Annotated in this window: 9 protein-coding genes; 3 read left to right on the forward strand and 6 right to left on the reverse strand. The window is 65.0% G+C overall.

All coding sequences use genetic code 11. The annotated features are described in order from the left end of the window. Positions 1–6: 6 nt before the first annotated feature. From INR38_RS20475 to kdpF, 6 genes are all read right to left on the reverse strand, one after another. Positions 7–2,721, reverse strand: coding sequence for a sensor histidine kinase KdpD (locus INR38_RS20475; protein WP_207442727.1), 2,715 nt, complete (start codon positions 2,719–2,721; stop codon positions 7–9). 34 nt (positions 2,722–2,755) lie between these two features. After that, positions 2,756–3,634, reverse strand: coding sequence for a TorF family putative porin (locus tag INR38_RS20480; RefSeq protein WP_192368255.1), 879 nt, complete (start codon positions 3,632–3,634; stop codon positions 2,756–2,758). Between the two features lie 151 nt (positions 3,635–3,785). After that, positions 3,786–5,876, reverse strand: a complete 2,091-nt coding sequence (gene kdpB, locus INR38_RS20485) for a potassium-transporting ATPase subunit KdpB (RefSeq protein WP_207442728.1) — start codon at positions 5,874–5,876, stop codon at positions 3,786–3,788. A 3-nt stretch (positions 5,877–5,879) separates the two neighbouring features. Next, entirely contained in the window at positions 5,880–6,614 is a 735-nt protein-coding gene (gene kdpC, locus INR38_RS20490) for a K(+)-transporting ATPase subunit C (RefSeq protein ID WP_043820205.1), read from the reverse strand. Between the two features lie 78 nt (positions 6,615–6,692). Beyond that, a complete protein-coding gene (gene kdpA / locus INR38_RS20495; protein ID WP_207442729.1) occupies positions 6,693–8,399 on the reverse strand; it encodes a potassium-transporting ATPase subunit KdpA in 1,707 nt (568 codons plus the stop codon). A gap of 114 nt (positions 8,400–8,513) precedes the next feature. Further along, on the reverse strand, positions 8,514–8,612 hold the full coding sequence (gene kdpF, locus INR38_RS20500) for a K(+)-transporting ATPase subunit F (RefSeq protein WP_034397326.1): 99 nt from the start codon (positions 8,610–8,612) through the stop codon (positions 8,514–8,516). 189 nt (positions 8,613–8,801) lie between these two features. On the opposite strand from kdpF, the gene INR38_RS20505 reads away from it, so the two are divergent. The 3 genes from INR38_RS20505 to INR38_RS20515 all read left to right on the forward strand — a co-directional run bounded on the left by INR38_RS20505 (position 8,802) and on the right by INR38_RS20515 (position 13,177). Next, on the forward strand, positions 8,802–10,319 hold the full coding sequence (locus INR38_RS20505) for a hypothetical protein (protein WP_207442730.1): 1,518 nt from the start codon (positions 8,802–8,804) through the stop codon (positions 10,317–10,319). A gap of 71 nt (positions 10,320–10,390) precedes the next feature. Next, positions 10,391–12,016 (forward strand): peptide chain release factor 3, encoded by a 1,626-nt coding sequence (locus INR38_RS20510; protein WP_071956964.1) that lies wholly within the window; start codon positions 10,391–10,393, stop codon positions 12,014–12,016. 42 nt (positions 12,017–12,058) lie between these two features. Then, the gene (locus INR38_RS20515) at positions 12,059–13,177 is read left to right on the forward strand and encodes an acyltransferase (protein WP_207442731.1); all 1,119 of its coding nucleotides are present in this window, start codon (positions 12,059–12,061) and stop codon (positions 13,175–13,177) included. Positions 13,178–13,566: the final 389 nt, after the last annotated feature.

The raw sequence follows: 13,566 nt of genomic DNA on the forward strand, positions 1-13,566 counted from the left end.
GGGACTCTAATCCAGCGCAGGCTGCTCGGGCACGGGAAAGCGCAGCGTGAAGATGGTGCCCGGGCCGGGCCGTGCGGCGGCAGCCTCGATGCGCCCGCCATGCGCCTCGACAATGCTGCGCACCAGCGCCAGGCCCAGGCCGATGCCCGAGACGGTGGACTCGGCCGTGCCGCGCGTGAAGGGTTCGAACAGCGTCTCCACCGGCAGGTGGGATGGCAGGCCCGGCCCGCCATCGCGCACGGACAGCAGCAGTTCGCCATCCTGCACACACGCACTGATGGCCAGCGGCGTGCCGGCCGGCGTGTACTTGGCGGCGTTGTCCAGCAGGTTGACCAGCACGCGCTCCATGAGCAGGGCATCGAGCTGCAGCAGCGGCAGGCTGGCGGGCACGTCGGTGCTCACGAGATGCTGGCCCAGGCGCGCGCGCATCTGGCGCAGCGCGCTGCCCACCACTTCGTCCAGCGGCAGCCATTCGCGCTGCAGGTGCACGCCGCCTTGCTGCAGGCGCGCCATGTCCAGCAGGTTCTCCACCAGGCGCTGCATGGCCTGCGCCTGGATGCGGACCTGCTCCAGCATGTCGGCCGCGCCGCCCGGCGGCACATGGCGCTGCGCGGCCTCGGCCGCGCCCAGGATGGTGGTCAACGGGGTGCGCAGGTCGTGCGAGACGGCCGACAGCAAGGTGTTGCGCATGCGCTCGCCCTCCATGGCGATCTGGGTCTGCTGGGCCACGGCCACGAAGTGCTGGCGCTCCAGCGCGAGCGCCACCTGGCTGGCACAGGCCTCCAGCAGACGCTGCTCCTCGGGCACCTCCAGGCGCTGCGGCGCGCGCAGCTGCAGCACCAGCACGCCGCGCATGCGCACGGGTGCGGCCAGCGGCACATAGCGGGCCGGTGCGGCCGGCAGCGTGTCCGTGCCCTGGCCGGCCTGCTGGCCATGGTCCATGGCCCAGCGCGCAATGCTGTCGTCCATGGGGCAGGGGCCGCCGCCCGCGGGCCGCAGGCGCTCTTCGGCATCGGGCAGCAACAGCCCGGCCTGGGCATCGAACACGCCCGAGACCGTGCGCAGCGCAATCTCCACCACCTGCTCCTGCGTGAGCGCACCCGACAGGTCGCGCGCCAGCCGTGCCAGGGCGCCTGCGCGGCGCTCGCGCTCGGCCGCCACGCGCGCCTCATGCCGCAGCCGCGCCATGAGCTGGCCGCAGACCAGGGCCACGCCCAGCATCAGCACGAAGGTGAACAGGTACTGCGTGTCGTTGACATGGAAGGAGCCGCGCGGCGGCACGAAGAAGTAGTCGAAGCACAGTACCGACAGCAGCGCGGCCCAGGCACCGGGGCCCCGCCCCCAGCGCAGCGAGGACAGCACGACGATGAGCAGGAACAGCATGACCACGTTGGCCGGGTCGAAGACGCGCAGCAGCTGCTCGGCCAGCGCCGTGGCGGCCAGGCAGGCCAGGGTGACGCCGGCATAGCCCTTCCACGGCAGCGGTGCGCGCCGCGGCAGCGCGGAAGTCGCGGCAGGAGCGGCCTCGGTCCGGGCCGCGCTGGAGCCGCCGGAGAGCACCAGCACATCGATATCGGGATGCAGGTGCGTGATGCGATCGGGCAGGCTGCGCGTCCACCAGCGCCAGGGCGACCAGGCCGGGCGTGGCGGCTGGGCCAGCACGAGGCGGCTGGCGTTGCGCTCGCGCGCGAAGGCGACCAGGGCCTCGGCCACATCGGCGCCCGGCAGCGTGGCCGTCTCGGCGCCCAGGCGCGCGGCCAGGGCCAGGGTCTTGAGCACGGCGGCCTGCACGCTGCGCGGGCGGTGCTGGCGCTGGGGGGCGTCCACGTAGACCACCATCCAGTCCGCATCGAGCCGTCGCGCCATGCGCGCGACCTGGCGCACCAGGGCGTCGTCGCCCGCGTGTCCTGCCACGGCCACCAGCAGGCGCTCACGCGCAGGCCAGACCGTGCCTATGGAGCGCTCGCGCCGGTAGTCGCGCATGTCCTCGTCCACGCGGTCGGCCGTGCGGCGCAGCGCCAGCTCGCGCAGCGCCAGCAGGTTGCCACGGCGAAAGAAATTGCGTGAGGCCCGCTCGGCCTGCTCCAGCATGTAGACCTTGCCGTCCTTCAACCGGCGCAGCAGCTCGTCGGGCGAGATGTCGACGACGATGACCTCGTCGGCATCGTCGAAGATCTGATCGGGCACGGTCTCGCGCACCGTGATGCCCACGATGCCGCCCACCACGTCGTTCAGGCTTTCCAGGTGCTGCACGTTGATCGTGGTCCAGACATCGATGCCTGCGTCCAGCAGCTCCTGCACGTCCTGCCAGCGCTTGGGATGGCGCGAACCCGGCGCATTGCTGTGCGCCAGTTCATCGAGCAGCAGCACGCGCGGCCGCCGCGCGAGCGCCGCATCCAGGTCGAACTCGCGCAGCGTCCGCCCCTGGTGCGGCAGCTCGCGCAGCGGCAGCTGCTCCAGGCCATGCAGTTGCTGTGCCGTTTCCTTGCGGCCATGGGTTTCCACGAGTCCCACCAGAACCTCGCGGCCCCCCTGGCGTTCGCGCTGGGCGGCGGCCAGCATGGCGTAGGTCTTGCCCACGCCTGCATTCGATCCGAAGTAGATGCGCAGCTTGCCCCTGCCCGCCTGCGCCTGCTCATGGCGCAGGCGCGCGACCAGGGCGTCGGGATCGGGGCGCGGCAGACCGGGCGGCGCCGGCTCGGCAGAGGACGAAATGGGCATGGTTCTCAGCCTAGCACCAGAGCGTGCTCCCACACTAGAACGCCGCCGACAGCGACAGCACCCAGCCGCTGCGGCCCAGGCTTTGCATCTGGCCCGCCGCGTTGGCCGCGCGGTAGTAGCGCGTGTCGGCCGAGGTACCGGCCCAGGCCAGCGTGGCCGTCCACGGTCCCCAGCTGCGGGCCAGCGAGACGCGCCAGTCGGCATACGACAGTTCGCTGTAGTTGCGCACCTGCGTGTGGCCGGCATGCAGGCCCAGCACGGCCCAGTCGCCCAACGGGTGCTGGTAGTTCAGGTCCAGATAGCTGCTGCCGCGTGAGCTGCCGCTGCCGGGAAGTGCCTCGGCAAAGGCCGTGGCCGCCGTGCTGTCGCGCAGCCCGAAGTAAGGCGTCAGCGCCAGCGACCATTTGGCGCTGAAGCCGCCGTTGGTGACGCCCAGATAGGCCTCGGTGGTGTCGTAGCGCACGCCGCCGCTGCCATCCCCGCGGGGCACGCGCGCGCCGGGGTAGTTGTAGTGCAGCAGGCCGATGTCGCCCGTCCAGCCCGGCAGCAGCTCGGTACGCCAGCCGCCGTACAGGTCCAGCTCCAGCGCGCGGCCATCCAGATAGCTGTGGCGCGACACGCTGGAGCCGGACACGCCCAGGTAGGCGCCGCGCGGCAGCGACAGCTCCAGCCCGCCCTGCAGCGCCGGCCCCATCCAGCTTTGCGAGATGCCACGGAAACGGTAGTCGCTGAGCAGCGTCACGCTGCCGGTGAGGGCGTAGGCGGGTGCGGACGGTTCCGCAGGCGCGGCGCTGGCGGAGCTGACGGGAGATGTCTCGGCATGAGACTGCGCATGGCAGGACGCCCCAGTCAGCGACAGCAGCGCGACCCAGGGGAAGCACCGCCACGTCGCTTGAGAAGAAAAAAAACTCATATGGATGTTTCAGAGATATCAAATGGAAATCAGCAGCCCATGAAACCGGCGCGCCCCAAAGCGAGGGACACCGAGGAAGGGCCGCCCCGCCCCGAGGGTGTCGTCCCCCTCCCTTGCGAAGCAAGTAGAGAGGGGGAAGGCGCGAAGCGACTCAGGGGGTGCCCCAGCCCAGAACCACCAGCAGCATGTCGATCAGCTTGATGCCGATGAAGGGAACGACCAGGCCACCCAGGCCGTAGACCAGCAGGTTGCGCCTCAGCAGGGCCGAGGCGCCGATGGCGCGGTAGGGCACGCCACGCAGGGCCAGCGGGATCAGCACGATGATGATCAGCGCGTTGAAGATCACGGCACTCAGGATGGCCGAGCCCGGGCTGGCCAGCCCCATGACGTTGAGCGCCGACAGCTGCGGATAGGTGCCCACGAAGGCGGCCGGGATGATGGCGAAGTACTTGGCCACGTCGTTGGCCACGCTGAAGGTGGTCAGCGCGCCGCGCGTCATCAGCATCTGCTTGCCGGTCTCCACGACCTCGATGAGCTTGGTCGGGTTGCTGTCCAGGTCCACCATGTTGCCGGCCTCCTTGGCCGCCTGGGTGCCGCTGTTCATGGCCACGGCCACGTCGGCCTGGGCCAGCGCGGGCGCGTCATTGGTGCCGTCGCCTGTCATGGCCACCAGGCGGCCTGCGGCCTGGTGTTCGCGGATCAGGCGCAGCTTGTCCTCGGGCGTGGCTTCGGCCAGGTAGTCGTCCACGCCGGCCTCGGCCGCAATGGCCGCCGCCGTGAGCGGGTTGTCGCCCGTGATCATCACGGTCTTGATGCCCATGCGGCGCAGCTCGGCAAAGCGTTCGCGTATGCCGTGCTTGACCACGTCCTTGAGCTCGATCACGCCCAGCACGCGGGCACCGTCGGCCACGACCAGCGGCGTGCTGCCGCGCCGCGACACATCCTCCACCACCTTGAGCATGGCGTGCGGGAACTGGCCGCCCAGGGATTCAACGTGGCGGCGCACGGCGTCGGCCGCGCCCTTGCGCAGGCTGCGCGTGGCGCCGTCCGGCTGGGGCATGTCCACGCCGCTCATGCGCGTCTGGGCCGTGAAGGGCACGAAGACCGCATGCAGCGTGGCCAGGTCGCGCTCGCGCAGGCCATGCATCTCCTTGGCCAGCACGACCACGCTGCGGCCTTCAGGCGTCTCGTCGGCCAGCGAGGCCAGCTGCGCCGCATCCACCAGCTGCGCGGCCGTCACGCCGGGCGCGGGCAGGAACTCGCTGGCCTGGCGGTTGCCCAGCGTGATGGTGCCGGTCTTGTCCAGCAGCAGCACGTCCACGTCGCCGGCCGCCTCCACGGCGCGGCCCGAGGTGGCAATCACGTTGGCCTGCATCATGCGGCTCATGCCCGCCACGCCAATGGCCGACAGCAGGCCGCCGATGGTGGTCGGGATCAGGCACACCAGCAGCGCCACCAGCACCGTCAGTCCCACGACCTGGCCGCTGCCCGTCAGCTCCACCGCAAAGGACGAATAGGGCCGCAGCGTAACGATGACCAGCAGGAACAGCAGCGTCAGCCCGACCAGCAAAATGGTCAGCGCCAGCTCGTTGGGCGTCTTGTGGCGGCGGGCCGACTCCACCATGGAGATCATGCGATCGAGGAAGGACTCACCGGGATTGACGGTGATCTGCACCACCAGCCAGTCCGACAGCACGCGCGTGCCGCCCGTGACCGAAGAGAAGTCACCACCAGCCTCGCGGATCACGGGGGCCGATTCGCCGGTGATGGCGCTCTCGTCCACCGAGGCCACGCCCTCGATCACGGTGCCGTCCAGCGGCACGGTGTCGCCGGCCTCCACCAGCACCCACATGCCCGAACGCAGTTCTTCGGCACCCACGGGGTGCCAGCGGCTCTGGTAGTTGGCCTGCTCCAGCTTCTTGGCGACGGTGCTGCGCTTCATGCTGCGCAGGCTGGCGGCCTGGGCACGGCTGCGCCCCTCGGCCAGCGCCTCCGCAAAGTTGGCGAACAGCACGGTGAACCACAGCCACAGCGCAATCGCCAGGATGAAGCCCGCAGGCGCCTCGCCTTCGCCCGCCAGGGCCTGGGCCCAGAGCAGGCTGGTGAAGATGGCGCCCAGGTAGACCACGAACATCACCGGGTTGCGCCATTGCGCGCTGGGTGCCAGCTTGCGGATGGAGTCACCCAGCGCCTGGCGCACCAGCGAAGGATCGAACAAGGACAAAGCAGTTTTGCGCGACATGGCTTACTCCTTGGCGGCATGGACTGCCGCAGGCTGCAGCGTCGCGGCCGAAAGATCGTCCAGCGCCAGATTCAGCTGCAGCACGTTCACGCGCGGCTCGCCCAGCAGGCCCAGCACGCGCGGCTCCACCTGCTGGCGCAGCAGTTCCTGGACCTTGGCCACGGGCAGCTGGCGCTCGCGGGCCACGCGCGGCAGTTGCAGCTCGGCATTGGCCACCGAGATGTGCGGGTCCAGGCCGGAGGCCGAGGCCGTCACGGCATCCACAGGCACCGCAGCATCTGCAGCCAGGCCATTGAGTTCGCGGTAGGCCGCCACGCGCGCCGCCACAGACTCCTTGAGCGCCGCATGGGTCGGCCCCTGGTTGGTGGCAGCCGACAGCGCAGCGTTGTAGGGCGCGGCCACCGTGGCATCGGCCTTGTCGGGATCAGGCGCCGTGGTGGCGCTGGGCCGGCCCTGGAAATAACGGGGCGAAGCGAACTCCTGCCCGATCAGGGCCGAGCCCACGACCGAGCCCTGGCGCATGACCAGGCTGCCATTGGCGGTCTTGGGAAACGCAGCCTGGGCCACGAGCGTGGTGACCAGCGGATAGGCCAGGCCCGTGACCACGGCGACGAACAGCGCCGACCGCAGGCTGGGGCCGAACAGCGAGCGCAGCCCGCCAGGAACGGCCTGCGCTTGGGCCTGCGCATCAGCGCGCAGCACCGGCAAGGGGCCGGAAGTATGTGTTTGAACTTGCATCTCGAAACCTCCGCCGCACGGCCCTGCCAAGGCAGAACCGGCGGCCAAGAAAAAAACGGGCTCAGCTGGCTCAGGGATTCAGGGGTAGACCTGTCCTGACAGCATCTGCAGCTGCTCGACCACGGGACCCAGGGCCAGCGAAGGCAGGAAAGTCAGCCCGCCGACCACGACCACCACGAAGACCAGCAGCCCCATGAACAGCGGCGTGGCCGTCGGGAAGGTGCCCGGCCCCGCAGGCACGGTGGGCTTGGCCGCCAGGCTGCCGGCCAGGGCCAGCATGGGCAGCAGCGTCAGATAGCGGCCCGCCAGCATGGCCAGGCCGATGGTGGTGTTGAAGAACGGCGTGTTCGCATTCAGGCCCGCAAAGGCCGAGCCGTTGTTGGCCGTGCCCGAGGCATAGGCATAGAGCACTTCCGAGAAGCCATGCGGCCCCCGGTTGGCCAGGCTGGCCAGCGTGTCGGGCCAGACCGCCGCCAGCGCCGTGAAGCCCAGGACGGAGATGGGATGCGCCATCACAGCCAGCATCACCAGCTTGATCTCGCGCGCCTCGATCTTCTTGCCCAGGAACTCGGGCGTGCGGCCGATCATCATGCCGGCCAGGAAGACCGTGAGGATGGCGTACTGCAGCAGGTTGATCAGGCCCACGCCATCACCGCCGAACACGCAGTTGAGCATCATCTGCGCCAGGGGCACCAGCCCGCCCAGCGGCGTCAGCGAGTCATGCATGGCATTGACCGAGCCCGTGGTAGCGGCCGTGGTCGTGGCCACGAACAGCGCCGTATCGGCGATGCCGAAGCGCAGTTCCTTGCCCTCCATGTTGCCGCCCGGCTGGGTGGCGCTGATCTGCTGGTCGGCACCTGCGGCCGTGAGCAGCGGATTGCCGGCCTGCTCGGCCGTGAACACCAGCGCCAGAAAGCCCACGAACATCACCAGGCAGGCGCCGAACAGCACCCAGCCCTGACGGCGGCGCAGCAGCATGGAGCCGAAGGCATAGGTCATGGCCGAGGGAATCAGCAGCATGCCCAGGATGTGGATGGCATTGGTCAGCGGCGTGGGGTTCTCGAACGGATGGGCCGCGTTCATGCCGAAGAAGCCGCCGCCGTTGGTGCCGATGTGCTTGATGCTCTCCAGGCTGGCCACGGGGCCCAGCAGGATCTGCTGGCGCGCGCCCTCCAGCGTCGTTGCCCAGACCTGGCCATCCAGCGCCTGCGGCACACCCTGCCACACATAGACCAGGGCCACCACAAAGCTCAGCGGCAGCATCACGCGCCACAGCACGCGCACATAGTCCACCCAGTAGTTGCCCAGGTCCGATGCACTGGAGCGCGCCAGGCCGCGGATGAAGCCCGCAGCCGCGACCACGCCCGTGATAGCACCCGCAAACATCATGAAGGTGATGGCCACCATCTGCGTGGCGTTGGACAGGCTGCTCTCGCCCGAATACGCCTGCCAGTTGGTATTGGTCACAAAGGACGCGGCCGTGTTGAAGGCCAGGTCCGGCGTCTGCGCCGCATTGCCCAGCGCATTGAGCGGCAGCCAGCCCTGCACGCGCAGCAGCGCATAGCCCAGCAGCAGCATGGCGCCGTTGGACAGCAGCAGCGCCAGCCCGTAGCGCTGCCAGCCCATGCGCTCGGCCGGGTTCACGCCCAGGGCGCGAAAGCTCAGCCGCTCGATCCAGACATGGTGCTCACTCGTGAAGCAGCGTGCCAGCCACTGCCCCATGGGCACGGCCAGCGCCGTCATCAACAGCAGCACCAGTGCATATTCCATCCAGGTCAACCACATGGCGGTCTCCTTTCAGGCAATCAAATCCGGCCCAGCGCCGCCACGAAGGCCAGCAGGCCCCCGAAGCAGCCCAGGCTCAGGGCGATAAAGATCAGGTCTTGCATCTGCGCCACCTCAGAACTGTTCGGGCCGCAGCAATGCGTATCCGAGGTAGACAAACAGAGCCAGAGCGCCCAAGGCGCCCAGCCATCCGGTGATTTCGGTCAGGGTCATAGGAATTTCTCCCGCATCGGCGCCGCATGGCGGCACCTGTTGTTGCGATGGGGAAAACTCTAGGGCCGGGGCTGTCAAGGATGGGTTGAGATTGGCAGGAGCCGTATCAAGACGGCATCAAGAAGGTGAGCGGCTCCCCGCTGACCGCACTGCCACTACCCAAGGACCTGAACGCATCGTCGACGGCCCATGAACAGCAGATACCTCTCCGCCACCGGCCCACCGACTTCCGCGGCCGTTCCCGCGCAGGCCCGTCTTGAAGGCTCCAACGAGCGCCGCGCCTTCCTGGCCAGCGCCGGCCTGCTCGTGCTGGTCTATCTGGGATGGCTGCTGGTCTTCTGGCCCGGCGTACTGGGCGAGGACAGTTCGGCCATCCTCCAGGAAGTGGACAGGCCCGAGCACTTTCGCTCGGGCAAGAGCGTGTTCTGGTACTACTTCGTGCGCTGGACATATGGCGTCACCCACAGGGTAGAGGTGCCCGTTGCCATCCTGCTGTTGCTGTGCGCCCTCTTCTTTGCGCGCATGTTGGCCTGGTACTGGGCGCGCGGGCACCGCCTGCTGTACGCCGTGCTGCTGGTCTTCGTCTGCGCGGCGCCTCACATGGTCTATTTCATGGCCACGCTGTATCCAGACGCCGTCTTCGCCGTGGCCTCCTGCGCCTTGCTGTTCGAGCTGTGGTGGATTTGCAGCCAGAAGCGACATAGCCATGCCAGCCTGGCCCTCATCGCGCTGGCACTGCCGTTTGCGGTTTTTGTGCGCGCCAACGGCATCCTCTTTCTGGCACCGGCCGTGGTTGCGATCTTTCTGGTCCACCGCAAAAGCCGCTTGCCGCTGTGCGCCATCATCGGCCTGTGGTGTGCCCTGGCCTATGAGGGCACGCAGATGCACAAGCCCGCTGCGCAAAGCGCCACGGATTCACTCGTGCTCTTCGAAACGGTCAAGCTGCTGCAGCCCAGGGCCATGAACGACCTCTGGCAAAAGCAGCCTCTCATGAACGACCCCTGGGTACTGCAGTCGCCCAAGCTGTCGGCACGCACTTTGGAAATCCTGGAAGGCCATGCTCCGCGCCAGCTCATGCTCGCCTACTCGGACCCGGCCTACTGGGATATGTTGGTGTTCCATCCGCAGGGGCCTCAGCTCTTCGGCCTGACCGAACAACAGCGCAAGGAGCTGGCGCATGAATTCCTGCGCTACAACCTCTGGCACAACCTGCCCGATGTGACGGCCAGCCGCGTCAATGTGCTTCTGTCGGCCGCGCTGGCCCAGGGCGGGTTTCCGGCGCTCGACTATGCCCGCTATGTGATCAAGCGCACCCAGGCGCAATCGCAAATGCGGATTTTCAGGCTGGATTCCGCAGAAACCGCGCTGCGTGGCCTGCTTCGCCAAAGTCATGCCTGGCGCTGGCTGCTGTGGACGCCCTGGCTGGGCTTTGCGCTGCTGGCCATGGTCCTGTGGCATGGCGTGCGCCAAAAGAACGTGCCAGCCCTGCTGATCAGCGTGCCAGCAGCCATTCACCTGATCGCCATTGCGGTCTTCGCTACTGCAGGCGAATATCGATACTTGCTGCCATTCTTCGCTCTCACGCCAGCTCTTTTGGCTGTACTCATATCTCGTCCCAGCATCTCCGGAGCAAATGCTGTAACAACCGTTTCGCCGAAGGCATTGGCGGATTCCTCCGACAACCCGCTTGCGACACACGCTCTGTAAAATGCGCCGGTTCGCCGCGGCCGCCAGCCGGTACGCGCGCCCTGCTATTTACCCATCTCCTGGATTCCCCCTTGACTTACGCCCTGGAAACCCGGCGCCGCCGGACTTTTGCCATCATTTCCCACCCCGACGCGGGCAAGACCACGCTGACCGAAAAGCTGCTGCTGTTCTCGGGCGCGATCCAGATCGCGGGCGCCGTCAAGGGCCGCAAGGCCAGCCGCCATGCCACCTCCGACTGGATGGAAATCGAAAAGCAGCGCGGCATCTCGGTGGCCAGCTCGGTCATGCAGATGAGCTACCGCGATCACGTGGTCAACCTGCTCGACACGCCCGGCCACAAGGACTTCTCGGAAGACACCTACCGCGTGCTCACGGCCGTGGACTCGGCGCTGATGGTCATCGACGCCGCCAACGGCGTGGAATCGCAGACCCGCCGCCTGATCGAGGTCTGCCGCCAGCGCGACACGCCCATCATCACCTTCGTCAACAAGATGGACCGCGAAGTGCGCGATCCGCTGGACATCCTCGACGAAGTCGAGCGCGAGCTGGGCATGCCCTGCTGCCCCGTCACCTGGCCCGTGGGCCAGGGCCGGCAGTTCGGCGGCATCATCAACCTGCTCACCCAGACCATGACGGTGTTCCAGCCCGGCAGCGAACGCCGCCCGCAGGATTTCGAGGCCATCCCCCTGGCCGAGGCCGACAAGCTGCGCGCGCGCTTCGGCCAGTCCTTCGACGATGCACTGGAAAGCATGGAACTGGCCCAGGGCGCCTCGGCCCCCTGGGATCACGAGGCCTTCCTGGCAGGCAAGCTCACGCCGGTCTTCTTCGGCTCCGGCGTGAACAACTTCGGTGTCATGGAAGTGCTGGATGCCGTGGTCGACATGTCGCCCCCGCCCGGCCCCCGCAAAAGCTCGCTGCTGGTCAACAAGCAGCCTGTGGAAAAGATCATCCACCCCGAGGACGAAGGCTTCTCCGGCGTGGTCTTCAAGGTCCAGGCCAACATGGATGCCAACCACCGCGACCGCATCGCCTTCGTGCGCGTGGCCTCGGGCAAGTACACACCCGGCATGAAGATGAAGGTCCAGCGCACGGCCAAGGAGCTGCGCCCCACCTCCGTCGTGACCTTCATGAGCCAGCGCCGCGAAGCCGTGGAAGAAGCCTATGCGGGCGACATCATCGGCTTCACCACGCACGGCGGCGTGCAGCTGGGCGACACCATTACCGACGGTACCAACTTGCAATTCACGGGCCTGCCCTTCTTCGCCCCTGAAATGTTCATGACCGTGGTGCTCAAGAACCCGCTGCGTACCAAACAGCTGCAGCAGGGCCTGATGCAGCTGGGCGAGGAAGGCGCCATCCAGGTCTTCAAGCCCGAGGCCGGCGGCAACATGCTGCTGGGCGCCGTGGGCCAACTGCAGTTCGAAGTCGTCCAGCACCGCCTGAACGCCGAATACGACTGCGACATCCGCCTGGAAGGCTGCCAGTACACCGGCGCTCGCTGGATCACGGCCGACACCCCGGCCGAGTTGCGTGAATTCGAGAACGCCTACCCGCTGCGCATGGCGCGCGATGCGGCCGATACGCTGGCCTATCTGTGCACGTCACCCTATGACGTGCGATTGGCGCAGGAGCGGTTTCCGAAGATCCATTTCCATCCGCTGCGCGAGCATGCGGGGTTGGCTTTGCAGAGCAACTAAGCACAACAAGACGAAACCGAATTTTCAACACCATTATTCCAGATGCATAAAAACCAACTCGACAAAATAAGAATTCTTGCCGCATTGGTTGTTATCTTTTCGCATCATTATCCGCTTACCGGAATTCATGCACCCGATTGGCTAGAGAATCGTTGGCTCCACTGGAGCGTGACCGGTGGCGTTGGAGTCATGGTATTTTTCTGCATTAGCGGGTATTTGGTAACTTTGAGTTGGTACAGAGAACCAAAGTTCATACCATTTCTCTGGAAGCGTTTATTGCGCCTTTGGCCAGGAATGTTGGGATCCGTTCTTTGCTGCACTTTATTTTTTGGGATTATATTCAACAACCTGCCTTTAGGACAATATCTTCAGAATGCTACTACATGGAGATTTTTCTTGACCAATTTGACGTTGGTCCGTGAGTTTCCATTTATTCCGGGGTCCTTCGCAAGCAACCCAAATCCATTTGTAATGAATGGCGTTTATTGGACCATTGCAATGGAGTTTGCCTGCTATCTTGTGCTAGCAGCATTGGGGCTTATAGGAATACTACGCAGATCTTCGCTCATAAAATTCCTACTACTTTCTTACATTGTAGGATTTCTCTGCTTTGCCAATGCCGACTTCACAGGGCACATCCAACATTGGATCGAATACCCGGCTTTTTTTGCAGCAGGGTCTCTTATCGCAATGCATCGAAATTGGTTTCAGAAACATAGCAAAAATCTGCTCATTACCATTACCCCTGTACTTATCGCTATATATTTTCTAACTCCATATACAGCCACAGCGAGATTTCTTCTACTCCCCATTCTCGTAATCCATCTTGGAAACCTACCTGCAAAAGATGGTTGGTTTACTCGACTAGGCGACCCTTCTTATGGAATCTATCTCTACGGCTACCCAATAGCTCAGTCAGTTATTGCACTGTGGCCCGAGATGAATTTTTGGGCAAGTCTTTTTCTAACCTTTGCACTTTCCATTTTTGCTGGATATGCATCCTGGCTCTTACTGGAATCGCGAGCATTGCGCTGGAAAAACATGGACAAAAATGCGCTAAAGCAAGCATGCAGAAAAATAGCACATCTGCTATATGCACGGATTTTCCCGATATTGGCATGTTTTATCGGCTTGCTTTTCATTGCGCACCGCTTACCATAGCTTATGCATGGTTGATGTTGAGTTGACTGGTCTGTTACAGGAAATCACCCAACCTTCCGAACATCGCAAAATCTCGGTACTGGACTATGACTATCTTGATATTTTCCATTTTTCTCAGAATGGCTTCTCATTTATCCCCTTTCCAGTACGACAGCCAACTCAGCTCGGCACTACTTGACTCTCTGTTGATTTCATTGACAGCCCTAAGCCTTTCCTTGCTCACCAAATTCATTAATACACAATTCGAATTCTCCCGAAGTCGTTGGATAACAGGAGCCACAAGGCACAATGGAGCATTCGTATAGCCATCAATCATGATACCGACCCTCATCTTGCTGATAAGTTTTATTAGTTACAAATTTATCTGGGAACGTGAAAATTCCTGCAAT

The sequence above is a fragment of the Delftia sp. SD018 genome (assembly GCF_017355445.1).
Classification (GTDB): domain Bacteria; phylum Pseudomonadota; class Gammaproteobacteria; order Burkholderiales; family Burkholderiaceae_C; genus Comamonas; species Comamonas acidovorans.